We start from the raw sequence: 22,033 nt of genomic DNA on the forward strand, positions 1-22,033 counted from the left end.
TCCTTATCCAAATCTGCCGTTGATATAATCCTCTGTCTTCTTTTCTGACGGGTTTGTAAAGATTTTTTCCGTCCGGTCATATTCAACCAAATCACCGTTTAGGAAAAACGCCGTTTTGTCGGAAATTCTGAATGCCTGCTGCATATTATGCGTAACGATGATGATCGAATATTCCTTTTTTAAAGAAACGATTAATTCCTCTATTTTCGCGTTTGAAATCGGATCAAGCGCTGAAGCCGGCTCATCCAGCAGCAGCACTTCAGGCTTCATGGCAAGCGTCCGCGCGATGCAGAGGCGCTGCTGCTGGCCTCCTGACAATGACAGGGCCGACTGGTGGAGGCGGTCTTTTACTTCATCCCATAATGCGGCTTTTGTTAAGCTTTCTTCGACGATATCATCCAAAACCGACTTCCTGCGTTCTCCCGCATACTTTAGAGCATGGGTAATGTTCTGGTAGATCGATTTTGGAAAAGGATTCGGCTTCTGAAAAACCATTCCGATTTCTCTCCGCAGATTGACAACGTTAATGTTCGAATCAAGAATATTAAGCCCTTCATACATGATGCTGCCCGTCGTTCTGGCGGATGCGATCAAGTCATTCATTCGGTTGATGCTTCTCAAAAAAGTCGATTTTCCGCAGCCTGACGGACCGATCAGCGCTGTAACAGCATGCTTATCAATATCTAGAGAAATATCATTGACAGCCTGTTTTTCTCCATAATAAATATTTAAATTCCCTACGTTTAAAATGTGCTCGTTCGTTTCAGGGAGCGGCGCAATTCCAATATTTCCGCGTTCAATCTCTAAAGTCGGAATTTGAACCATCAGGTGTCACCCTTCCTTTTTATTTATTTGCCGTTAATTTCTTATGAATAAAGGAGCCAAACCATCTCGCCGCCAGATTAAACAGCAGGACGGATAAAACGAGAACCGCTGAAGCGCCGTTTGCGATCGCTTCCGCATCAGGAATGATACCCTGTGTGTTGACGTTCCAAATATGAACGGCCAGCGTTTCTGCCGGTCTGAAAATATTGAGCGGAGACGTTTCCGATAAAGGATTCCAATCAGCAAAATTGAGTCTCGGCGTAGAAAGTCCCGCTGTAAATAATAATGCGGCAGCCTCTCCAAATACACGTCCTGACGCAAGGATTGCGCCCGTAATAATGGATGGGACGGCGCCGGGGATCAAAACGGTTTTAATCGTATGCCATTTTGATACGCCGAGGGCAAGAGACGCTTCCTTTTGCTCTTTCGGAACAGAGCGGATCGCATCCTCTGTCACCCGCACCATCACAGGCAGGTTAAAGACCGTCAATGCCAGGGCACCGCCGATGATGCTGTATCCCCAGCCGGTCAGGTTGACAAACATCAGCATGCCGAACATCCCCATGACAATGGAAGGAAGGGATGACAAAACTTCTATACAGATGCGGATAAAATCCGTCAGTTTATTGTCAGGCGCGTACTCAGCCATATAGATACCTCCGCCTACTCCGAGCGGAACGGTAATGATCATGGTCAGCACCAAAATATAAAACGAGTTGAACAGCTGATCACGAATGCCTCCCCCGCTTGTCAGCGCGCTGGAACGCGATGTCAGAAAATCGATGCTGATATGTGAAAAGCCATTGATAATAATATAAGAAAACAAACCGACGAGAATCGCCGTAATGACCGCGGCGATCAATCCGAAAACACCGGTTGCTATGCGATCGGTAACTTTGCTGTTCATTACAGTTTCCTCCTAGATGACAGATATCGGATCAGCAGAATGAACAAGAACGACATGATCAACAGAACGAGTCCCATCGACCAAAGCGTATTGTTTTCCACGCTTCCATATGTTGTATGTCCCATATTCAACGTAATGATCGTTGTTAATGTTCCCGCCGGATCCAGAAGACTCTCAAATAGGTTCCTTGAGTTTCCGATGACCATCTGCACGGCAAGCGCTTCACCGAAGGCTCTCGCCATTCCGAGCACGACGGCCGTAAGCAGTGATGGCAAAGCGGCCGGGATCAGGACCTTTCTGATCGTCTGCCATCTGGTCGCACCCAATGCGTATGATCCTTCCCGCAAATTTTTTGGAAGGGAGCTGAGCGCATCCGTGGAAATCGAGGTGACCGTCGGCAAAATCATGATCGCCAAGACAATCGTCCCTGCCAAAAGGCTGTGCCCGGACCCGCTTGTTTTAAACTGGCCGATAAACGGCACTAATACTGTAAGGCCTATGAATCCATAAACGACAGAAGGAATGCCAACAAGCAATTCGACAACCGGCTGCAATACCTTTCTTCCCCATGAAGGTGCGATCTCGGTCATGAAAATCGCGCCCCCGATGCCAAGAGGTGCAGCAATCAAAGATGCAAGAAGGGTCACTGCAAAGGATCCGAGTATAAACGGAAGCGCTCCGAATTCAGGGTTTTGATTCGTTGGATTCCAATCTAGACTGGTTAAGAACTCAATCGGACTTACACCATTAGCCAGAAAAGATTGCAACCCCTTGTTTCCGAGAAAGATGGTGATGGAAATTGCCGCCGCCATCATAATAAACGCGCATGCTGCAACCAGCATCTTTCCGCGGACTTCATCCATTTTGCGATTTCGTTTGGAGCTGATCAGCCGCTCTTTTGCGGACAGTTTCTCTATTTTTTGAATCATTTTTTACACTCCTATTAAAACAAGTCATAATAGGGAAAGTGTCAGGAGCACACTTTCCCGGCTGCTATCTTCATTATTTATCCGTTTGTTTTCCTTTTGCGTCACGTTTTACTTCCATGTCTGTGACTGGAATATAGCCCTGATCCGTGACAATGGATTTTTGGATTTCATCGCTCATCAAATAATCAAGGAATTCTTTTGCCAAACCTTTAGGCTCGCCTTTTGTATAAGAATGCTGGTAGGCCCAAATCGGGAATTTGCCTTTTTGCACATTTTCCGCGGTCGGCTTTACTCCGTCAATTGAAAGCGCGGTGATCGAGTCGTCTTTGATATATGAAAAAGCAAGGTACCCGATCGCTCCAGGCGTTTCAGCAATTAATTTTTTGACGGTGTTGGAAGAATCCTCGGTAATGCCTTCAGCCGGAGTTTCTCCGTCAAGCGCATATTTTACAAATGTCGCACGGGTTCCTGAAGAATCAGGACGGTTGACAAGGGTGATCTTTTGATCTTTACCGCCAAGCTCTTTCCAGTTTTTGATTTTTCCTGTAAACACCTTTTTAAGATCCTCTAACGAAATATCCTTGATGCCCACTTCCGGATTGACGGCTGCCGCCATGCCGACTACAGCTACTTGATGGTCGGTCAGCTCCTTGGCAGGAATGCCTTCTTTTTCTTCTGCAAAGACATCGGAGTTTCCGATTTGGACGGTTCCTTCAGCCACTTGAGAAAGCCCTGTTCCAGAACCTCCCGCCTGCACTTGAATGTCGGCATCTGGATTTTCATCCATGAATTTTTCAGCCGCAGCTGTGACTAGCGGCTGCATCGCCGAAGAACCTGAAATCGTCAAAGATCCTGAAGGCTTATTCTCTGCTTTATCGTTTTGTTTGTCTTCTCCTGCGTTTCCATTCGTATTTCCGCTTCCGCAAGCTGCTGCGAAGACAACTAAAACGGACATGATGAACATCAGTGTGATTTTTTTAAATGATTTCACTTCTTAATCCTCCCGCGTAAATGTGTAATTTGTCCTACGTGTATAGCGTAACTTTTCAGTGTTAATCTTGTTTAAATGAATTATTAAGGTTTTGTAAAAGAAGCTTGAAGTTTGTATAAAAGGCCGGACTTAGGGGAGTCGGGAGGAACAAACAGGTGATAAAAAAACGCCCGCATAACGCGGGCGTTTAGGAAAAAACACTTATTCACTTGCTTCTTTTTCAATTTTGTCTTTATTTTTTTCTTCAGTATTGTCTTTCGCCTGTTTAGACTTCAGTTCAAAATATTTATCAAGAACTTTGCGGCCGATTTCGTTTGTGATCGAATACCTCTTGTTGTAGTCGTTATAAGGCCAAGGAACCACGACGGAAATCGCGACTTCTGGATTATCATAAGGTGCATAGGCAACGAGCGTTGTATTATAAGTTTGGGTCCCGGCTTTCGACTTATCAGGGCCGTCATAGTATGACTGGGCCGTTCCCGTTTTTCCGGCCGGTTTATATTTGGCGGATGCAAACTGGCTTGCTGCCGTACCTTTTGTCATCACCCGCCTGAACCCCTGCTGAACTTCTTTGATATACGCTTCACTCATATCCACTCTGTTCAATACTTCAGGCTGTACGGATTGCGCGACGGCTCCGATTCCTTTTTTCGAATCAGGCTCCCTGATTTCCTTGACAATCTGCGGTTTCATCCGATAGCCGCCATTGGCGATCGTTGACACGTATTGTGCCAGCTGCAGCGGCGTATACGTATCATACTGGCCGATGGCAAAGTCAAGCAGGAATCCCGGAAGTCTTTCAGATCCCTGATATCCTGTCGCTTCATTCGGCAGATCGATTCCCGTCTTCACGCCGAGGCCGAATTGGCTGAAATAATATCGGAATGTATCGAATGCTTTCGTGTCAAGATCAAGCGGCTGTTTCGGTTTATAATGCCCTTTCCCGACAGCGATTGCCGTTTTAAACATAAAGACGTTTGATGATTGTTCGAGCGCTCCCTGGATCCCCAATGTTCCCAAGCCAACTCTCCACGACTTTTTCGCGCGCGGCGAGTCACCGATCCACAGCGGTTCATCAAGAAAAGTCGTATTTAAATTAATCGCACCGGTCTGCAGCCCTGTTAAAACGGTCGCTCCTTTGACAGCCGAGCCCATCGCATACGAGGATGTCATCGCTCCGAGAGCATAGTCGTCAAGTTTTAATTTGCCGTTTTCATTTTTCAGCTGTTTGCCGGCGATCGATAGCACTTCACCGTTTCTCGGGTCCATCATCACGACAAAGGCGCGGTCGAGAAGCGGAGCGCTGTGCCGGACTTTTGCCGATTTCAGCTCATCACCAATAATCTTTTCAATCGCTTTTTGCATCTCGACATCAATTGTCAACACGAGATCTTTTCCGCTTTTCCCTTTGGAAATTACTTTCGTATCCACTACATTGCCGGATTTATCGGTTATGTTTTTCACTTTTTCTTCTTGCCCCTGTAAGACATCTTCATACTGGGCTTCAAGATAGCTTTTGCCGACCCGGTCATTCCGGTTGTAGCCCCGGGATAAATAATGGTCAAGCATGTTTTTCGGAAGTCCTTCGTTCGAGCTGGAAATGCTGCCAATCATCGTTCTGAGCAGACCATTGAACGGATAATCGCGCTCCCAGTCCGATGTCACATCCACTCCCGGCAGCTCGTCCAGGTGCTCGCTGACATAGGCCATTTCTTTTGCGGAGACGTCTTTGTTTTTAATATACTGAGGCGTCAACGCGTAGCCTGAGTCCATCTGCCGTTTGATCGCCAGAATTTTCATGTCCTTTTTGGTCAATTCGTTGAGCTGATCTTTTGTAATCCTTTTGAGCTGAAGCTGATATAAATCGTCCTCGGACAGTTTGCCGTCCTTCACTTTTTTGCGGTCCGCGGCGGTAATCAGCTTTTCCGCTTCTTTCGGTCTCGTCAGGATCCAATAATCCTTTTGATCCCGCTCCGTTACCTTCTCTGTATCAACATCAATCATGTCCGCCAGTTTTGTTGCGACTTTCAGCCTTTCCTTCTGCGAGGTTGACGTTGTCCTTGTATAGGTAATGGCATTAAGCGGTTTATTCTTAACAATCGTATTTAAGTTCCTGTCATAAATTTTTCCTCTCGGAACGTTCGAAGAGACGTCGACTTCCTCCTGTTTTTGCACTTCGTTTGTATAATCTTCACCATATACAATCTGCACCATTCCGAGACGGACGATAACAACCGTAAAAATGAGAAATGCCAACAGAAACAATATATTTAATCTGATCGGCAGCGATTTTCGTTTTTCAGTTTTCAGCTTTTTTTTCATCATTCACATCACCTTTTTTAAAGAAAGAAAAGACACCTTATTTAAAGGTGCCATATACATTGTAAAGCGTTTTGCGACATTTTTCTACTATTTTCCCTTATCTTTTTCCTTCTAAAAAATTCGGTTCTGCCGTTTGTTTGTGAGCATCCTTTCCGACCGCTTCCCGGGCGGGCTCTGTCAGGCGGATATCTTTAACGAAATAATAAATCAGCGTATGTCCTGCCCCAAGCAAAACCAGAGACACCGTAATGCCAAGATCCTCTTTCAATAAAAGTACGAGCAATAAAAAAACCAAAATGGAAGCAACCCGGCCGATATTCAGAAAAACCTCCCGGACGACAATATATTCAATCCGCGCTTTTCTGGCGTATCTCGCTTTTCCAATCACATCGTAAGTCAGCGATGAGTACGGGACGAGCAAAATCGGATAACCGATCGCAATGGCCACCGCGTAAAGAAGCAGGGTCACATATGTCATCTGAAATAAAATGAGGAACAGTGCCCCGAATAAGATCAAGCCGCCCAATAAAATTGCTTTTTTGCGCGCTCTTTTTTTGATCAGTCTTGTGGCAAAGTAGTATGCAAAAAAAGAAACAGCTGAATTCACCAATCCGAATTTCCCCAAGGCCAGCTCGCTTTTTGTTGTGATAAACACAAAGACATTAATTAAGAAAACGAAAATCCCTTCTCTGAGTCCCTGAAAAAAATGCGCATTGGTAATACCGCGCCAATTTGCATCCGCATTCCGCTCCGTCCAGATTTTTTTCAGAATATACCGTCCGCGCGATTCTCTCCGTTTGAGAAAGAAGCTCGTCACGACGGCAATCGTAAATAAAGCCAATGATAAGCTGAAAATAACCGTATAACCGGTATTATCAGCGAGTTTTGAGATGACATAGCCGGCGACTATGGGGCCGATCATACCCGCTCCCGACGTCAGCACACCGAGAAAGCCATTGAAAAAATCCCTTGTTTCCGGCTCGGTGATTTCAAACGTCAGCACATTAAAAGCGAGCCAATAAAAGCCATAGCCGATTCCGAGCACACTGCCGAGCAGCACCAGCCGCGATCCGGCATTTTCCCCCGCCAGCAGAACCGTTAAATAAAAAACGGCCAAAAACGAAACGCCAAACCGTAAAATAAACACCCTGTCGATGGTTTTCGCCAATCGGCCAGCAAACATAAATGTCAAAGGCTGCATGACGACAATCGATAAATTGTAAACCGCCAAGTCAAGAAACTTGCCGGATTGCTTCCACAGATACACATTGACAAACGTATTTGAAAGAGCAATGCTTAGTGAATAAAGGCCGCCGACAGTTAGCAAAAGCAGCAAATCCCTGTTTACTTCAACATCGCCTATAAGGTTTTTGATTTTGCTCATAACTGACTCCCCTTTACTGATACTTGTTAGTCTGTCACATCAAAAGTCAGTTATGTACGGATAAGAAAATCGGGAAAAAAATAAAAAAAGCCCGCTTTTTAAGCGGACCTTTCATAATGGATTGACATTATTTTGCTTCGCTGTACAGGCGTGCAACTTCATCCCAATTAACAACATTCCAGAATGCTTTGATGTAATCAGGACGGCGGTTTTGGTAGTTCAGGTAATAAGCGTGCTCCCAAACATCAAGCCCCAAAATCGGCGTTTTGCCTTCTGAAAGAGGAGAATCTTGATTTGGCGTGCTTGTGATTTCCAGCTCTCCATTGTTGACAACGAGCCATGCCCAGCCAGAACCGAAGCGTCCTGCTGCAGCATTCGCGAATTGTTCTTTGAATTGATCAAAGCTGCCGAATTTCTTGTCGATCGCTTCAGCCAATTCTCCTGTAGGAGCGCCTCCTCCGTTTGGTGAAAGCAGCGTCCAGAAAAGTGAATGGTTGGCATGTCCGCCCCCATTGTTGCGGACCGCTGTGCGGATGTCTTCCGGAACAGCGTCAAGATTTGATACAAGCTCTTCAACAGATTTGCTTTCCAAATCTTGTTTGCCGGCCACCGCTTCGTTTAATTTTGTCACATATGTGTTGTGGTGCTTCGTATGGTGAATGTTCATCGTTTCTTTGTCGATGTGCGGTTCTAACGCATCGTAAGCATAAGGTAATTCTGGAAGTTTGTAAGCCATTATCAATTCCTCCTTAAAATATATGTACTGAAATGCCGCATTTAGCAAGCCTTTCCTCTTTCAATGTAACAAAAGAAAAGGCTTGTTTCAATGGAAATGCTCACAAATTGATCACAATTTGCATTTCAATGGGGCATACTAAACTTTAACCGTTCCCATTTCATTTTAAACATCATTCTCCAAATTTTTTAATAAAGAACCGTCCATAAAAAGTACCCGATCATCATAAGCTGGATCACGCTTTTCGCCAATACCCCGGAAATAAAGCCAATCAGCGAACCGACGCCAATTTTAGCAGCTGTCTTGATATCTTTTTTATGGACGATCATTTCCCCGGCCAGCGCCCCGATAAACGGCCCGAGGATAATGCCCGCCACCGGAATGACGAAGGGGCCGATTAAAAGTCCGACCGTACTGCCCCAAATGGCCGCCCTGCTCCCGCCGAAGCGCTTGACTCCAAGCAGGTTTGCAATGTAATCTGCGGCAAATAAGACAGCGGTAAATATCCCTTCTACAATCCAAAACATGTATGAATAATGTTCAAATGTAAATAAAAATCCGTACAGGAGAAACCCGGCCACAATAAAAACGACGCTCGGAATAATCGGAAAAACCAGGCCGGCAAAAGCAATTACAAACATTGCCGCGATAATGATCCAGTATAAAACGCCCAACCATATTCCCTCCATTTTTTGTGATGGTTTTATTATACCTTATTTTTCTGAAAGCACTCTTTTGGACGTAAGTTCCTTGTGTTCATTCTTTTCTGACGATACAATAATGCAGGTACATTATAGAAATGGAAGTGAAAACCGAATGAATATCGTTCAGCTATTTTTTAAAAGCACATATTCTCCTCCGGCAATTGCGAAAACGCGGTTTCAAGGAGTGGGAAAAACGATTTTATACGTATTTCTGCTCAGCATTCTCGCCGCTCTTCCGAACCTTTACCATATCTCGAGCGGTGTTGTGCAAACGATGAACAGCTTTCAGTCTGCGCTTAAAGAATTTCCCGCTTTTACGATTAAGGACGGTTCATTACATACAGATGCCAAAGAACCGATTGAATCCCAGTCATTCGGATTTGTAATTGTCCTTGATCCGACAGGCTCCTACGGAACAAAACAGATCCAAGACAAACGCAATTCAGTCGGCATCCTGAAAGACAAGCTTGTGATCGCAATGGACGGACAAGCCCAGGAGATGCCGTACAAGATGCTCCCCGAGTCCATGGCAAAACAGGACATTCTGTCTCTTGTTGAACAGAATAAAGCGGTGGTCGTTCCGGTACTATGCGTGCTCTTGTTTCTGTCGACGGCTGCGGGCAAGTTTATTAACGTCACGGTTCTTGCCGTTATCGGCCTTTTCATCAGAAACAGCCTGAAGAAAAAACTCTCATACAAACAGCTTTGGGTCATGTCGGCATATTCCATCACGCTGGCAACCGCATTCTTTGTGATTATGGACAGCCTGCAGGCCGTCGTCCCGAGCCAGCAGTTATTGTATTGGTTCGTTAATTTCATCATGCTGTTTTTGGCCGTCAAAGAAATACCGCCTGCGAAAAGCGCTGCCTGACAAGCTGAAAAATTGTTGTCATGCTGAACATGGGACAAGCGTAAAATAGTAAAAAACCAATGAAATGGAGACAAGCCCAATGAAGCGAATCATCGTTCTCCTCTCTATTTTACTGACTTTGTTCATTGTTTATTATGACATAAAATCAGGTACGATTCCCCAGCAAGCAATGCCTGTTTCCGCCTCGACAGCAGATGCTGCCGCTGACGGCATTCAATACAGAACGGTTACCGTTAAACCCGGTGATACCGTGTTCTCCATCATCGGGCAGCAGCGCGTTTCTGCCGAGCGAATGGCCGAGGACTTCGAAGCGCTGAACCCGAATGTAAAGGCGGCAAGCATTCAAGCCGGGGCTACGTACAAGTTCCCGGTTTACCCGGATTAAGCGTTAATTTCTTGTCAGTTTCATGAACGGGCTGTTACAATAGGATTTGTAAACGACATGGTATAAAAAAGAGCATCGGCCTCTAGCATTATACTTAAGGAGCGAATCAAAGTGAGTGAAATCACACATCGTACAAAAACGCGCCCCGTCAAAGTGGGGCCTTTAACAATAGGCGGCAATAACGAAGTCGTCATTCAAAGCATGACAACGACAAAAACCCATGATGTCGAAGCAACCGTCGCCGAAATCAACCGGCTTGCTGAAGCCGGCTGTCAAATCGTCCGTGTCGCTTGTCCGGATGAACGGGCTGCAGACGCCATTCCTGAAATTAAAAAAAGAATATCCATTCCGCTTGTCGTGGATATTCATTTCAACTATAAACTGGCTCTAAAAGCGATCGAAGGCGGAGCAGATAAAATCCGCATCAATCCCGGAAACATCGGCCGCCGCGAAAAAGTCGAAGCCGTCGTGAACGCTGCAAAGGAAAAAGGGATTCCGATCCGCATCGGTGTCAACGCAGGTTCTTTAGAAAAACGGATTCTTGAGAAATACGGTTATCCGACCGCAGACGGCATGGTAGAAAGCGCGCTGCATCACATCAAAATTCTTGAGGATCTTGACTTTCACGATATCATCGTCAGCATGAAAGCCTCAGATGTGAACCTGGCCATTGAAGCATATGAAAAAGCGGCGAGAGCGTTCGACTATCCGCTTCACCTGGGTATCACAGAATCCGGAACATTGTTTGCCGGAACGGTAAAAAGCGCTGCAGGGCTTGGCGCGATCCTTTCAAAAGGCATCGGCAACACCCTCCGTATCTCATTAAGCGCAGATCCCGTCGAAGAGGTGAAAGTGGCAAGGGAATTGCTGAAATCATTTGGACTAGCTTCAAATGCCGCTACATTGATTTCCTGCCCGACCTGCGGACGGATCGAAATCGATCTGATCTCGATCGCAAATGAAGTCGAAGACTATATCGCAAAAATCAAGGCGCCGATTAAAGTGGCCGTTCTCGGATGTGCGGTAAACGGTCCCGGTGAAGCCCGGGAAGCGGATATCGGCATTGCCGGCGCACGCGGTGAAGGCCTTCTTTTCCGGAAGGGCGAAATCGTCCGCAAAGTTCCAGAGGAGACAATGGTGGAAGAACTGAAAAAAGAAATCGACAAACTGGCGGAAGAGCACTATGCTAAACAAGCCGCGGAAAAAGAAAAATTAAACACATGACCAGCAAAAAAGCTTGACGGGAAATCCGCCAAGCTTTTTCATTTAGAAAAACGGGGCTATAAATATGCCGAGTACCAATGAGACAGCACCGATACCCATCGCCCATGCTCCCAAGCCAGCTGCTCCTTGTCTTCTGGCTATATAACCGACTATAATCCCTGCGATTCCCAACAGGACAGGAAGCATAAACAAAGAAATAATCGACAGTGCTAACGCGATATATCCGGTGACCCGGCCGCCGGCAGCACCTGCATCATTTCCCCCGGCCTCACCATTGCGGTTCTCCGCGCGGTACGGTTCAGGAGCAACTTCTGCTGCCGTTTCTTCCAAAAAATCATCTCGATCCAAGCTTGCATCGACTATGTCATTATTATAACGATCATTGTTTTGATCATTGACATTTCGCTCTTTTTCCATTTGTTATCCCCCCTCTTAGAGTCCATAAAGGAGCATTTATAGTTTAAGCAATTTAGACTGATTCATGTTTGCTAAACTTTACTGTAATTGTTAAAAGTTTATGATAGACTGAAGGAATGGAGAATAAGGAGTGTGGACATGTTACATTTAGGAATCGATATTGATGGCACGGTTACAGCTCAAGACACATTTGTCCCCTATTTAAACGAAGCGTTCAGCCTCTCCATCACATTGGAAGATATAAAGGAATATGACTTGACAAAGCTCTTGAATATATCTGATGAGGCATTTTGGGAATGGATGAATGAAAACGAGCCGCGCATCTATAAAGAAGCATTGCTTGCGGAGTATGCAAAACAGACGCTTGATGAATTAAAAGATCACCACAGGCTGATCTATATCACGGCAAGAAGAGGACATTTAAAGGATATTACATTTGACTGGTTCCGCAAAAACGACGTTCATTACGACGATATTGAGCTTGTCGGCGGCCATGATAAACTGGAAGCGGTATTGAGACACGGAGTGGACGTTTTCTTTGAAGATCACCACGGAAATGCGACAATGATCGCTAAGGAAGCCAATATTCCCGTCCTTTTGTTCAATACCCCGTACAATCAGCTCCCGACCGACTCAAACATCATCAGAGTCAACAGCTGGCTTGAAGCGGCGGACTGGCTTAGAACCAATAAAAAAGCCCTTGAAACGGCGAAAGGGCTATAGAATTTGCATTGATAAAAAAACCGGCATATCACGTATGCCGGTTTTCCTTATGCTTCCGCGCTTTTTTCCTCACAGCCCGGACATGTGCCGTATATTTCAAATTTATGTCCGCTGATCTGATACCCGTCCAGGTCATCTGTAAGCTTTTCCATCGGACATAATTCAATCTCTTTCGTCTTTCCGCACGCCATGCAAATGAAATGGTGGTGGTGATGAACGGAAGAACATTTAAAACGGAACAGCTTCTCCCCGGAAAGCTCGGTCGTTTCCAAAATCCCGAGCTCCTCAAATAAAGACAGATTTCTGTAAATCGTGTCAAAGCTCAAGCCCGGATAATCATCATGTAAAGCTGAAAGCACATTTTTCGCCGTTAAATATTTATCAGAATCACTAAAAAGCTGCAGCATATCCTCCCGTTTGCTTGTATATTTATAGCCTTTTTCTTTCAGTAAATCAAGCGCTTCCTGTACGTTCACGGCGAATCCCCCTTTTAATTTTGTTAAAGCTGATACACAATATCAGGATGAGAATGGATAGCAGCACAATCGTTCCCCCTGGTGCCAGATCCAAATGATAGGCCAGGATCAGCCCGATGATAACGGACAGTTCCCCAAACAAAACAGATAAGAAAATCGCCTGCTTAAATCCTTTGGCAATGCGCATGCTTGCCGCTACCGGGAGCGTCATTAAAGCGGACACGAGCAATGTGCCGACAATCCTCATAGAAGCGGCGATGACGAGCGCGACGATCAGAATAAAAATAAAATGAATCCATTTGGCCGAAATTCCTGATGCTTTTGCATGCTCTTCATCAAACGAAAGCAGAAACAGCTCTTTAAAAAGAGAAAAAATCACGATGAGAACGGCGGCCGAAATTCCGATGATCACCATAAGATCCTCACGGGACACAGCGCTGACGCTGCCGAATAAATAGCTGAACAAATCTGTATTAAATCCGTCCGCGAGCGAAATAAAAATAACGGAAACACCGATGCCGCCCGACATGATGATCGGAATCGCCAGCTCCTGATAATGCTTATAAACCGTTCTGAGCTTCTCGATGATTAAAGAACCGCTGACCGAAAACAGCATTCCGAAATAAATCGGGCTTATTCCGGCAAAGATTGCAAACTGCTTTCCTACATAAAGGCTTGCGGCAATTCCCGCCAAAGAAACGTGGCTCAAGGCATCTGCGATTAACGACAGCCGTCTGACGACAATAAAAACGCCGAGCAAAGGAGCGATAAGACCGATAAGTAATCCTGAAATAAATGCGTTTTGCAAAAACTCATAATGAAAAAAAGGTGTCAGCATTATTCATGTCCTCCATGATGATGATTGTGGCTGATGGCCTGGACATCATGCCCGTAAAATTGCGAAAGATCTTCATCTGTGACCGATTCAAATTCGGCTGTATTGCCATGAAAATGAAGATGCTTATTCATGCAGGCCACATGTGTGACTTTATCGGAAACCGTGCCTACATCATGGGTGACGAGAATCAATGTAATGCCCTTTTCCCGATTCAGTTTTTCCAGGAGCTGATAAAAGCCTTCAACCGTCTGCTGATCAACTCCGACCGTCGGTTCGTCGAGGATGAGCAGCTTTGGTTCGCTGACAAGCGCTCTTGCGATAAACGTTCTTTGTTGCTGGCCGCCTGAAAGCTCGCCGATGTTTTTGTTTTTAAGGGAACTGATTCCCACGGCCTCTATCGCTTCTTCCACCTTTTTCCGATCCTCTTTTGACATTCGTTTGAACAGGCCGAGCTTGGCGGTTAAACCGCTTGCCACCACCTCATACACGGAAGCCGGAAACCCGGTGTTGAAACTGTTTGCCTTTTGGGAAACAAAGCCGATCTGACTCCAGTCCTTAAACTTTTTAAGAGGGACGCCGAACAATTTCAGCTCGCCTTTTTGCGGCTTAATCAGTCCGAGTATGCATTTGAGCAAGGTTGTTTTTCCCGAGCCGTTCGGACCGACCAAACCGAGAAAAGTCCCTTCTTCAATCGTTAAGTTGATATCTTCTATCACATTTCGATGATCATATGAATATGATACATGCTTCATTTCGATAATGGGTTGTTTCAATACGTTCACCTTCAAATTCTCCAGAATCATTACGATTTATCACACAAAAAGAAAATGGCAGCCGAAGTGCAGCAAGCCATTTTCATTGTTTGACCAGTTCATCTTTAAATTATACATATAATCTTAAAAAAAGTAAATGAAAGCCTAATGAATCGCGTTTTTAAACTTTCCACCCCGTGTTTCATGCGTATCCATGATGGTAATGAACGCATTTTTATCAATTTCAAAAACGATTGACTTTAGCTTTGTCACTTCAAGTCGTGTCACAACGGCATAGATAACTTCTGTATCTTCAGCCGAATACCCGCCTTTGCCCTTGAGCTTTGTCGTTCCCCGGCCGAGACGGTGGAGAAGGGCATCGGAAATCTCTTCGTATTGGTCTGACACAATGATGACCGCTTTCGTTTCGTCAAGCCCCTGAATCACGGCATCGATCGTCTTCATCGCGATATAATATGTCATGACCGAAAACATCGCCTGCTCAAGGCCGAATATAAAGGCGGCCCACGCAAAAATAAAGATGTTGACGAACATCACAAATTCGCCTACTGAAAACGGAAGTTTTTTCGTAAACAAAATCCCAAGGATTTCCGTTCCATCCATAGAACCGCCATTACGAATAACAAGCCCTACGCCAAATCCGAGCAAAAGTCCCCCGAAAACGGCTGCCAAAATGGGCTGAGTCGTAACCCCTTCTACATGATGCAACATAGTTTCGATCACTGATAAACTGACAATCCCAATGATGGTGGAGATCAGAAACGTTTTTCCTATGTGTTTATAGCCGGAAATCATAAATGGAATGTTGAGGATGACGACGAAAAGCGCGAAGTTCAAATAAGGATTATCCTTGAATATGTGATCCATAATAAGTGAAATCCCGATGATGCCTCCGTCGATAATGTTATTTGGGACTAAAAATAATTCAATGCTGAGGGCTGCGCAGGCAGCACCGATGAGAATCATGATGATCCGAAACGACAGGCGGACCACCGACTCTTTTTTATGCTGTTTGTTTGTTGCCATGCTGTCTCTCCTTTTTTATCTGAACTGGCCAAATCTATCCCTTCTACTATCATAACATTTAACAGTGTGAAATAAAAAAAAGACACATTTTTCATTTTCCGCCATACATTATTTCAGAGGGGGGGAATGGACGTGATTTTATTTCAGAAAATCGTATTGCAGCGTTTAAATCAAGTGACTGCCGATGAGGTGCTTAAATACGCTGGACAATACGGGATACATGTGACAAGAAAGCAAGCGCTTGAGGTGGAAAAGCTTGTGAACGGAAAAAACATCAACATTTTTAATGAGGAAGAGAGGAACAAGCTGCTCAGACAAGTAGAGGCCGTTACATCAAAAGAAGCCGTCCTGCTGTTAAACCAGCTGTTTGAACAGTATGTATCAAGGGGCTAGAAAGCCCCTTATTTTATTGCTGTTTGATTTTTTCTAAAAGCCCGCCGTCAAATTCTTTGTTTCTGAGCATTTCAATTTCAAACCGGTACGGCGGTTTTTTATTCTTTTTATCTTCTCCTACATAAGGCGTTTCAAGGATTTTCGGTATATCTTGAAGCTGGTCGTGATGGACGATGTATTGAAGCGCCTCAAAACCGATTTCTCCAAAGCCGATGTTTTCGTGACGGTCCTTTCTCGCTCCTCTGACATTTTTGCTGTCGTTAATGTGGAGCACCTTTAATCGGTCGATTCCGATGATTTTATCAAATTCGTTTAATACACCGTCAAAATCAGAGACGACATCATAGCCTGCATCATGGGTATGGCATGTATCAAAGCAGACTGACAAATGTTCATTATGGGTGACGCCATCGATGATCTGGGCGAGCTCTTCAAATGACCTGCCGCATTCCGATCCTTTGCCGGCCATCGTTTCCAAAGCGATTTGGACATCCTGATCAGGATCAATGACTTCATTCAGCCCCTCAATGATTTTTTTGATGCCCGTTTCGGCACCTGCTCCGACGTGAGCCCCCGGATGGAGGACGATTTGCTTGGCCCCGATTGCAGCCGTCCTTTCAATCTCAGAACGGAGAAAATCAACGCCAAGCTCAAATGTGGCCGGATTTGTTGTATTGGCGATATTGATGATATATGGCGCATGGACGACAATATCTGAAATGCCATGCTCTTCCATGTGGGCCCGCCCGGCTTCAATATTCAAATCCTCGATCTTTTTTCTGCGCGTATTTTGCGGAGCGCCCGTATAAATCATAAATGTATTGGCCCCGTATGAGCTCGCTTCCATGCTTGCCGCAAGCAGCATATGCTTTCCGCTCATTGAGACGTGAGAACCGATCTTCAACAAAACTGTTTCCCCTACTTTCCTTTTTTAAATTGTTTCCGTTTTTGCTGTCTTTTGATTTTATTGATTTCTGTTTTCATTTTTTTCTTATAGCCCGGCTTGACTTTTTTCGGTTTTTTTACAAGCCGCTTGGCGATTTCATCCGTTTCATCAGGAGTCCTTTTGCGGTTTTGGCGGCGCTTGCGATCCTCAATCTTTTTCCACTCGCCCTTTTCAAGCCTCATATTTTCAAATACAATCCCCATTTGCTCAAGCTTTACGAGTGCATCCTCATCAGAGGTATCATAAAACGTCATCGCGGTTCCGGACGTACCGGCGCGTGCGGTCCGGCCGACACGGTGCACGTAAAAATCGAGATCTTCCGGCAGCTCATAGTTGATAACATGGCTGACGCCTTTTATATCGATGCCTCTTGCCGCTAAATCAGTGGCGATGATATATGTGAATTCAAGGTCGCCGATTTGCTTCATGACTTTTTTGCGCTCCCTTGGCGTAAGCCCGCCGTGAAGAAGCCCGACTTTCATCCCCTTGTCCGCAAGGAAAGCGGCGATCTCGTCAGCCGTAGTTTTTGTATTGGCGAAGACGATCGCCAAATACGGATTTAAGTGGGTCATGACCTCAAATAAGAGCTGGTGTTTGTCTCTGTGCCTTGACGGAATCAGCACATGCTCGATTTTTTCCGCCGTAATATGCCGCGGTTCAACGTGGGCATATTTCGGATTAGCCATATATTTTTTCAAAAACGGCTTCAGCTTTTCCGGGATCGTCGCGGAAAACACGAGCATCTGCAGGTTATCAGGCATATTGGAGCCGATAAAATCGACATCCTCCAAAAACCCCATATCCAGCATTAAATCGGCTTCATCAATCACAAGCGAATCGGCTTTATGAACGTCCAGCGCCTGTTCCCTGATTAAATCGGCGATTCTCCCGGGCGTACCGACCGCGAGATGGGGCTGTGTTTTTAATTTATCAATTGACTTTTGTTTATCCGTACCGCCGATAAAGCATTTTGAACGAATCGCTTCATCCGGTCCTAAATATTTGGTGATTTTCAGGACTTCCTGATGAATCTGATTGGCCAGCTCTCTTGTCGGCGCCGTAATCACGGCTTGTACAAATTTCTTTTCAGGATCGATCCGGCTCAAGATGGGGAGAAGATACGCATGGGTCTTCCCCGTCCCCGTCTGAGACTGCCCGATGGCGCTCTCTCCTTTCAGCACGGAAGGGATCAGCCTCTTTTGAATATCTGTAGGCTCGTAAAATCCCAATTGGTGAACGGCCTCTATAATAAACGGCTTTAAATCATACATGTCGAATTTTGTTTGCTTCATTTTTCCAACTCCTTCTTGGAAAGCGCCTCTGTTAAAAGCGTTCCAAGCTTTATCCTATATGGCTGAATTGTGCGCTTATGTATCCTTTTTTATGCCGCTTGAGGCTAAAAAAAGGCTGGTATCATGTCCATCATTAAATTATAACTGATTGCGCTGAAAAAAACCATCATCTCCGGCCGCAATCGGGCTTCGGGGCAAAAGCACTTTATACACGATCTGCATACCTTATCAAGAGAAGGATTTGAAAGGAGGTACTAGTATGTTTCCACAGCAGCCGTTGAGAAGGCCCCCTGGCCTGCAAAGACCGAGCAGAATGATAGCCCCGAGAAATCCGGGTATGGGAATGGCGCCGCCTTCCGGCCAGCAGCAGGGATTTCAGCAGTTTTTCAATCCGATGGGCGCACCACAGCAGGCCGCAGCTCGGGGAGGGGGAATACAAGGATTCCTTTCCAAATTTCTTCCCGGAGGATCAGCCGCATCAGGAGGAACCGGAACAGATCTCGGCGGAGCGGGGACCGGACTCGGCGGAATTCAAAACTTCGCAAATCCCGCTTCTATATCAAGCATGCTCGGCAATGTGCAAAAGGCCCTCGGAGTGGCCCAGCAAGTGACTCCGATGATTCAGCAATACGGCCCTCTCGTACGCAATCTCCCTGGAATGGTGAAAATGTTAAGACAGCTGAACACTGATGACAGTGAAACAAGTGAAAGCGAAGAACAGAAAGACGATGAGCGGAAAGACGAAGCGGAAAAAAGCGGAAAAATCGGTGAAGAGCCGGAAGAAAAGGATTCTTCAAAACCTGAAAAATCACAAGCGGAAAAGAGTCCGCAACAATCAAGCCGGTCTGTCCTCTCTCCTAAAAAAAGAGCAGGCGGAGGAGACTCAAAACCTAAATTGTATATATAACATTCTTTGATATCTCCTTAAGGATCGGATATAATGAGGTCACAAGAGACTTCAGGAATATAAGCCGTTTTTTACGGCTTTTTATCATGTCCGGCTCTTACTTCTTTTTAGGAGGACTAAAGAATGAATGTTATTAAAATCTCGCCGCGCGGCTACTGCTACGGTGTCGTCGATGCCATGGTCATCGCCAAAAACGCGGCTCTTGATAAAAGTCTGCCAAGACCTATATATATTTTAGGAATGATTGTTCATAATAAACATGTTACAGACGCATTTGAAAAAGAAGGCATTTATACGCTTGACGGCCCGAACCGGCTCGAGATTTTAAAAAAGGTTGACAAAGGAACCGTTATTTTCACCGCCCACGGCGTATCGCCCGAAGTCCGCAAAGCTGCTGAGGAAAAAGGACTGGTCGCTATTGACGCCACCTGCCCTGACGTGACGAAAACCCACGATTTAATCAAAAAAATGAAGGCGGAAGGCTACCATGTCATTTATATCGGCAAAAAAGGCCATCCGGAACCGGAAGGCGCCGTCGGCGTTGCCCCCGATATCGTTCACCTTGTCGAAACTGAAGAGGATGTGGAGCGTCTGACCGTTGATTCAGACAAACTGATCGTCACAAATCAAACGACAATGTCACAATGGGATGTCCACGACATTATGGAAAAGGTGAAAGAAAAGTATCCCCATGTCGAATTCCACCAGGAAATCTGCCTGGCAACCCAGGTTCGGCAGGAGGCGGTCTCAGAACAGGCGAAAAAGGCCGACTTGACGATCGTCGTCGGCGATCCGAAAAGCAACAACTCCAACCGTCTTGCACAAGTATCTGAAGAAATCGCCGGGACGAAAGCATACCGGATCGGAGACTTAAGCGAATTAAAGCTTGAATGGCTTAAAGGCGTTGAAACGGTCGCCGTGACAGCGGGAGCGTCAACCCCGACGCCGATAACGAAAGAAGTCATCCGCTTTTTAGAGCAGTTTGATCATGATGATCCATCCACATGGAAGACCAGTCATGAAGTTCCGCTGCAAAAAATATTGCCTAAAGTAAAATCAAAAACCTGAGGCTGTGTGACCCGCCTCAGGTTTTTGATTTATAAAAAAGCAAATGGATTTGTATTGGTTTCCGAAGGGAAAATGCTGACATCATATTTTTTCTCTGTACACATCTCCGTCAGCTTTTTAGTGACGCCCTGTTTCATGATTTGTTCGGCGTAATGTCCGGGATCTACGACATTGAGCCCGATCGCCAGCGCATCGTGGGCGGTATGGAAATAAAGATCCCCTGTCACGTACACATCTGCGCCCATTCTTTTCGCATCATAAATATACTTGTTCCCATCACCGCCGAGTACGGCTACTTTTTTGACTTTGGCATCGGGATTTCCGACCATCCGCGCTCCGTTCGCCTGAAGCTTTTCTTTCACATGCCGCGCAAAATCGGCGAGCGTCATTTCTTCTTTCAGCTTACCGATCCGTCCAAGCCCTTTTTGAAGCGGGCTTTGTTCAACCGGATAAATATCAAAAGCGACTTCTTCGTATGGATGGGCCTTTTTCATCGCCGCTAAAACCGTCTTTTCAATGCCTGACGGATATACCGTCTCAATTCTGACTTCCTGAACCCGCTCAAGCTCGCCCGCCTGGCCGATAAACGGATTGGCATCCTCAAGCGGCCGGAAGCTGCCGATTCCCTCCGACGAAAAGGCACAATGGCTGTATGCCCCGATATGGCCTGCTCCGGCATCTCCCAAAGCCTTCCGGACCTTTTCTTCATACTCTTTCGGAACGTAGACCGCTAGCTTTTTCAAAGATTCTGCATACGTCGGGACCAGAACCTTTGTTTCCTCGAGCCCCAATGCATCGGCTAGCATATCGTTCACACCGCCGTCGGCGACATCAAGATTCGTATGGGCCGCATAAACGGCAATATCGTGTTTGATGCATTTTTCAATCAGTCTCCCGCCCGGCTGATCTGTCACGATATTCTTCAGCGGCCGAAAAACCGGAGGGTGATGGGCGATGATTAAATCAACGTTTTTCGCAATCGCTTCATCTACGGTTTCTTCAAGCACGTCAAGGGTCACCATGACGTTTTTGATTTTTTTATTAAGCGTCCCGATTTGGAGGCCGATTTTGTCTCCTTCAACGGCCAAAGCCTTCGGGGAGAACTGTTCAAACAGTCGGATGATTTCTTGACCGTTCACCAATTTACCCACGTTCTAAAACCTCCTTTAAAATCTCAATCCTCTCTGAGAGCTCATTCAATTTTTGCTGATTTTCAATACTTGGGGCAGCAACTTTAATTTGTTGATAGATTTTTTTCAGATGTTCAAGCTCCTGGGACCATTTTTTCACAAAAACATCCGTTTTTTCTTTAGCTAAAAATGGTCCGACAAGTACGCCTGCTCTAAAAAAAATGTCTTTGTAGGCCGCGTCCTTGTCGCCGGTTTCAGCCACAAGAACCTCATAGCATTTCCCGTCTTCTTCAAGGATGTCTTCTTTTATAAGCGCATAGCCTTCCTTGTACAGCCACTCTCTTATATGGCGGGCGTGAATATTCGGCTGCAAAATCAAGCGCTCCTTGCCCGTCAGTTTTCCCTTTCCCGACTCTAGAATGTGAGCAATGAGCGATCCCCCCATTCCGGCGATCGTAATCGCATTCACTTCGCCTTTTTGAATGACTTTAAGCCCGTCCCCTTTCCTTACCGAGATGAGCGAACTTAAATTTAATTTCTCAACCTGCTGTTTCGCAGAAAGAAAAGGTCCATCCGTAATTTCACCGGCGATTGCGGCGCTTGCCAGGTCATTCAGCACACAATAGCAGGGAAGATAGGCATGATCAGACCCTATATCCGCCATCACTGCCCCTTTTGGTATGTGTTCGGCTACAGTCTGCAGCCTTTTTGATAACTTCATTTCATTCACAATCATCACAACTTTTCTGATTCATTTTTCCTTTAC

Annotated in this window: 24 protein-coding genes; 7 read left to right on the forward strand and 17 right to left on the reverse strand. The window is 45.6% G+C overall.

Features of this window, described 5'->3' with window-relative positions; all coding sequences use genetic code 11:
- Positions 1–3 precede the first annotated feature (3 nt).
- The 8 genes from pstB to BTR1S_RS09005 form a co-directional block, all read right to left on the reverse strand.
- On the reverse strand, positions 4–825 hold the full coding sequence (gene pstB / locus BTR1S_RS08970; protein WP_006637563.1) for a phosphate ABC transporter ATP-binding protein PstB: 822 nt from the start codon (positions 823–825) through the stop codon (positions 4–6).
- Positions 826–844: 19 nt separating this feature from the next.
- Positions 845–1,732 carry a phosphate ABC transporter permease PstA gene (gene pstA, locus BTR1S_RS08975; protein ID WP_006637564.1) on the reverse strand — a complete coding sequence of 296 codons (888 nt, stop codon included), beginning with the start codon at positions 1,730–1,732 and terminating at the stop codon, positions 845–847.
- On the reverse strand, positions 1,732–2,661 hold the full coding sequence (pstC, locus tag BTR1S_RS08980) for a phosphate ABC transporter permease subunit PstC (protein ID WP_006637565.1): 930 nt from the start codon (positions 2,659–2,661) through the stop codon (positions 1,732–1,734). Before pstC ends, pstA begins: the two co-directional genes overlap by 1 nt.
- A 73-nt stretch (positions 2,662–2,734) precedes the next feature.
- Complete coding sequence (locus tag BTR1S_RS08985; RefSeq protein WP_029419369.1) at positions 2,735–3,652, reverse strand: phosphate ABC transporter substrate-binding protein; 918 nt, start codon at positions 3,650–3,652, stop codon at positions 2,735–2,737.
- 201 nt (positions 3,653–3,853) lie between these two features.
- The gene (locus BTR1S_RS08990; protein WP_029419368.1) at positions 3,854–5,977 is read right to left on the reverse strand and encodes a peptidoglycan D,D-transpeptidase FtsI family protein; all 2,124 of its coding nucleotides are present in this window, start codon (positions 5,975–5,977) and stop codon (positions 3,854–3,856) included.
- A 94-nt stretch (positions 5,978–6,071) separates the two neighbouring features.
- A complete protein-coding gene (locus tag BTR1S_RS08995; RefSeq protein ID WP_006637568.1) occupies positions 6,072–7,358 on the reverse strand; it encodes an MFS transporter in 1,287 nt (428 codons plus the stop codon).
- Positions 7,359–7,485: 127 nt separating this feature from the next.
- The gene (sodA, locus tag BTR1S_RS09000; protein ID WP_006637569.1) at positions 7,486–8,094 is read right to left on the reverse strand and encodes a superoxide dismutase SodA; all 609 of its coding nucleotides are present in this window, start codon (positions 8,092–8,094) and stop codon (positions 7,486–7,488) included.
- 188 nt (positions 8,095–8,282) lie between these two features.
- Positions 8,283–8,768 carry a DUF456 domain-containing protein gene (locus tag BTR1S_RS09005; RefSeq protein WP_006637570.1) on the reverse strand — a complete coding sequence of 162 codons (486 nt, stop codon included), beginning with the start codon at positions 8,766–8,768 and terminating at the stop codon, positions 8,283–8,285.
- Positions 8,769–8,910: 142 nt separating this feature from the next.
- On the opposite strand from BTR1S_RS09005, the gene BTR1S_RS09010 reads away from it, so the two are divergent.
- From BTR1S_RS09010 to ispG, 3 genes are all read left to right on the forward strand, one after another.
- A complete protein-coding gene (locus BTR1S_RS09010; RefSeq protein WP_006637571.1) occupies positions 8,911–9,669 on the forward strand; it encodes a DUF1189 domain-containing protein in 759 nt (252 codons plus the stop codon).
- A gap of 79 nt (positions 9,670–9,748) precedes the next feature.
- Positions 9,749–10,054: a protein YqfZ gene (yqfZ, locus tag BTR1S_RS09015; protein WP_006637572.1), complete on the forward strand. Its 306-nt coding sequence runs from the start codon at positions 9,749–9,751 to the stop codon at positions 10,052–10,054.
- Positions 10,055–10,159: 105 nt separating this feature from the next.
- Positions 10,160–11,278 carry a flavodoxin-dependent (E)-4-hydroxy-3-methylbut-2-enyl-diphosphate synthase gene (gene ispG / locus BTR1S_RS09020; RefSeq protein ID WP_087962503.1) on the forward strand — a complete coding sequence of 373 codons (1,119 nt, stop codon included), beginning with the start codon at positions 10,160–10,162 and terminating at the stop codon, positions 11,276–11,278.
- 42 nt (positions 11,279–11,320) lie between these two features.
- Here ispG and BTR1S_RS09025 read toward each other — a convergent pair whose 3' ends face one another.
- Positions 11,321–11,695: an MFS transporter gene (locus BTR1S_RS09025; protein ID WP_029419367.1), complete on the reverse strand. Its 375-nt coding sequence runs from the start codon at positions 11,693–11,695 to the stop codon at positions 11,321–11,323.
- Positions 11,696–11,833: 138 nt separating this feature from the next.
- Here BTR1S_RS09025 and BTR1S_RS09030 point away from each other — a divergent pair, with 138 nt between their 5' ends.
- Positions 11,834–12,418 carry a 5' nucleotidase, NT5C type gene (locus tag BTR1S_RS09030; RefSeq protein ID WP_006637575.1) on the forward strand — a complete coding sequence of 195 codons (585 nt, stop codon included), beginning with the start codon at positions 11,834–11,836 and terminating at the stop codon, positions 12,416–12,418.
- Between the two features lie 47 nt (positions 12,419–12,465).
- On the opposite strand, the gene zur is transcribed toward BTR1S_RS09030, so the two are convergent.
- From zur to BTR1S_RS09050, 4 genes are all read right to left on the reverse strand, one after another.
- Positions 12,466–12,894 carry a zinc uptake transcriptional repressor Zur gene (gene zur, locus BTR1S_RS09035; protein ID WP_006637576.1) on the reverse strand — a complete coding sequence of 143 codons (429 nt, stop codon included), beginning with the start codon at positions 12,892–12,894 and terminating at the stop codon, positions 12,466–12,468.
- Complete coding sequence (locus BTR1S_RS09040) at positions 12,872–13,732, reverse strand: metal ABC transporter permease (RefSeq protein WP_006637577.1); 861 nt, start codon at positions 13,730–13,732, stop codon at positions 12,872–12,874. The genes zur and BTR1S_RS09040 overlap by 23 nt, the downstream gene beginning before the upstream one ends.
- Complete coding sequence (locus BTR1S_RS09045; RefSeq protein ID WP_029419366.1) at positions 13,732–14,505, reverse strand: metal ABC transporter ATP-binding protein; 774 nt, start codon at positions 14,503–14,505, stop codon at positions 13,732–13,734. Before BTR1S_RS09045 ends, BTR1S_RS09040 begins: the two co-directional genes overlap by 1 nt.
- Before the next feature lie 144 nt (positions 14,506–14,649).
- A complete protein-coding gene (locus BTR1S_RS09050) occupies positions 14,650–15,531 on the reverse strand; it encodes a YitT family protein (protein ID WP_006637579.1) in 882 nt (293 codons plus the stop codon).
- A 132-nt stretch (positions 15,532–15,663) separates the two neighbouring features.
- Between BTR1S_RS09050 and BTR1S_RS09055 the strand changes: the two genes are divergently transcribed.
- On the forward strand, positions 15,664–15,924 hold the full coding sequence (locus BTR1S_RS09055; protein WP_006637580.1) for a DUF2624 domain-containing protein: 261 nt from the start codon (positions 15,664–15,666) through the stop codon (positions 15,922–15,924).
- A gap of 13 nt (positions 15,925–15,937) precedes the next feature.
- Here the strand turns inward: BTR1S_RS09055 and BTR1S_RS09060 are convergent, their stop codons facing one another.
- Positions 15,938–16,831 carry a deoxyribonuclease IV gene (locus tag BTR1S_RS09060; protein WP_006637581.1) on the reverse strand — a complete coding sequence of 298 codons (894 nt, stop codon included), beginning with the start codon at positions 16,829–16,831 and terminating at the stop codon, positions 15,938–15,940.
- Positions 16,832–16,842: 11 nt separating this feature from the next.
- Positions 16,843–18,162, reverse strand: a complete 1,320-nt coding sequence (locus tag BTR1S_RS09065) for a DEAD/DEAH box helicase (RefSeq protein ID WP_006637582.1) — start codon at positions 18,160–18,162, stop codon at positions 16,843–16,845.
- Between the two features lie 259 nt (positions 18,163–18,421).
- Here BTR1S_RS09065 and vrrA point away from each other — a divergent pair, with 259 nt between their 5' ends.
- Both vrrA and BTR1S_RS09075 read left to right on the forward strand, forming a co-directional pair.
- A complete protein-coding gene (vrrA, locus tag BTR1S_RS09070) occupies positions 18,422–19,069 on the forward strand; it encodes a VrrA/YqfQ family protein (protein WP_029419365.1) in 648 nt (215 codons plus the stop codon).
- 123 nt (positions 19,070–19,192) lie between these two features.
- Complete coding sequence (locus tag BTR1S_RS09075) at positions 19,193–20,137, forward strand: 4-hydroxy-3-methylbut-2-enyl diphosphate reductase (protein WP_006637584.1); 945 nt, start codon at positions 19,193–19,195, stop codon at positions 20,135–20,137.
- A 29-nt stretch (positions 20,138–20,166) separates the two neighbouring features.
- Here BTR1S_RS09075 and BTR1S_RS09080 read toward each other — a convergent pair whose 3' ends face one another.
- On the reverse strand, positions 20,167–21,288 hold the full coding sequence (locus BTR1S_RS09080) for a Nif3-like dinuclear metal center hexameric protein (protein WP_006637585.1): 1,122 nt from the start codon (positions 21,286–21,288) through the stop codon (positions 20,167–20,169).
- Positions 21,281–21,988: a tRNA (adenine(22)-N(1))-methyltransferase gene (locus BTR1S_RS09085; RefSeq protein WP_155910179.1), complete on the reverse strand. Its 708-nt coding sequence runs from the start codon at positions 21,986–21,988 to the stop codon at positions 21,281–21,283. Before BTR1S_RS09085 ends, BTR1S_RS09080 begins: the two co-directional genes overlap by 8 nt.
- Positions 21,989–22,033 lie beyond the last annotated feature (45 nt).

The sequence above is a fragment of the Bacillus sonorensis NBRC 101234 = KCTC 13918 genome (assembly GCF_001592005.1).
GTDB lineage: Bacteria > Bacillota > Bacilli > Bacillales > Bacillaceae > Bacillus > Bacillus sonorensis.

Bases quoted from the DNA above. Each gene is read 5' to 3' on its own strand.
- pstB (WP_006637563.1), bottom strand. From the start codon at position 825: ATGGTTCAAATTCCGACTTTAGAGATTGAACGCGGAAATATTGGAATT.
- pstA (WP_006637564.1), bottom strand. From the start codon at position 1,732: ATGAACAGCAAAGTTACCGATCGCATAGCAACCGGTGTTTTCGGATTG.
- pstC (WP_006637565.1), bottom strand. From the start codon at position 2,661: ATGATTCAAAAAATAGAGAAACTGTCCGCAAAAGAGCGGCTGATCAGC.
- BTR1S_RS08990 (WP_029419368.1), bottom strand. From the start codon at position 5,977: ATGATGAAAAAAAAGCTGAAAACTGAAAAACGAAAATCGCTGCCGATC.
- BTR1S_RS08995 (WP_006637568.1), bottom strand. From the start codon at position 7,358: ATGAGCAAAATCAAAAACCTTATAGGCGATGTTGAAGTAAACAGGGAT.
- sodA (WP_006637569.1), bottom strand. From the start codon at position 8,094: ATGGCTTACAAACTTCCAGAATTACCTTATGCTTACGATGCGTTAGAA.
- BTR1S_RS09010 (WP_006637571.1), top strand. From the start codon at position 8,911: ATGAATATCGTTCAGCTATTTTTTAAAAGCACATATTCTCCTCCGGCA.
- yqfZ (WP_006637572.1), top strand. From the start codon at position 9,749: ATGAAGCGAATCATCGTTCTCCTCTCTATTTTACTGACTTTGTTCATT.
- BTR1S_RS09025 (WP_029419367.1), bottom strand. From the start codon at position 11,695: ATGGAAAAAGAGCGAAATGTCAATGATCAAAACAATGATCGTTATAAT.
- BTR1S_RS09030 (WP_006637575.1), top strand. From the start codon at position 11,834: ATGTTACATTTAGGAATCGATATTGATGGCACGGTTACAGCTCAAGAC.
- BTR1S_RS09040 (WP_006637577.1), bottom strand. From the start codon at position 13,732: ATGCTGACACCTTTTTTTCATTATGAGTTTTTGCAAAACGCATTTATT.
- BTR1S_RS09050 (WP_006637579.1), bottom strand. From the start codon at position 15,531: ATGGCAACAAACAAACAGCATAAAAAAGAGTCGGTGGTCCGCCTGTCG.
- BTR1S_RS09065 (WP_006637582.1), bottom strand. From the start codon at position 18,162: ATGAAGCAAACAAAATTCGACATGTATGATTTAAAGCCGTTTATTATA.
- vrrA (WP_029419365.1), top strand. From the start codon at position 18,422: ATGTTTCCACAGCAGCCGTTGAGAAGGCCCCCTGGCCTGCAAAGACCG.
- BTR1S_RS09075 (WP_006637584.1), top strand. From the start codon at position 19,193: ATGAATGTTATTAAAATCTCGCCGCGCGGCTACTGCTACGGTGTCGTC.
- BTR1S_RS09085 (WP_155910179.1), bottom strand. From the start codon at position 21,988: ATGAAGTTATCAAAAAGGCTGCAGACTGTAGCCGAACACATACCAAAA.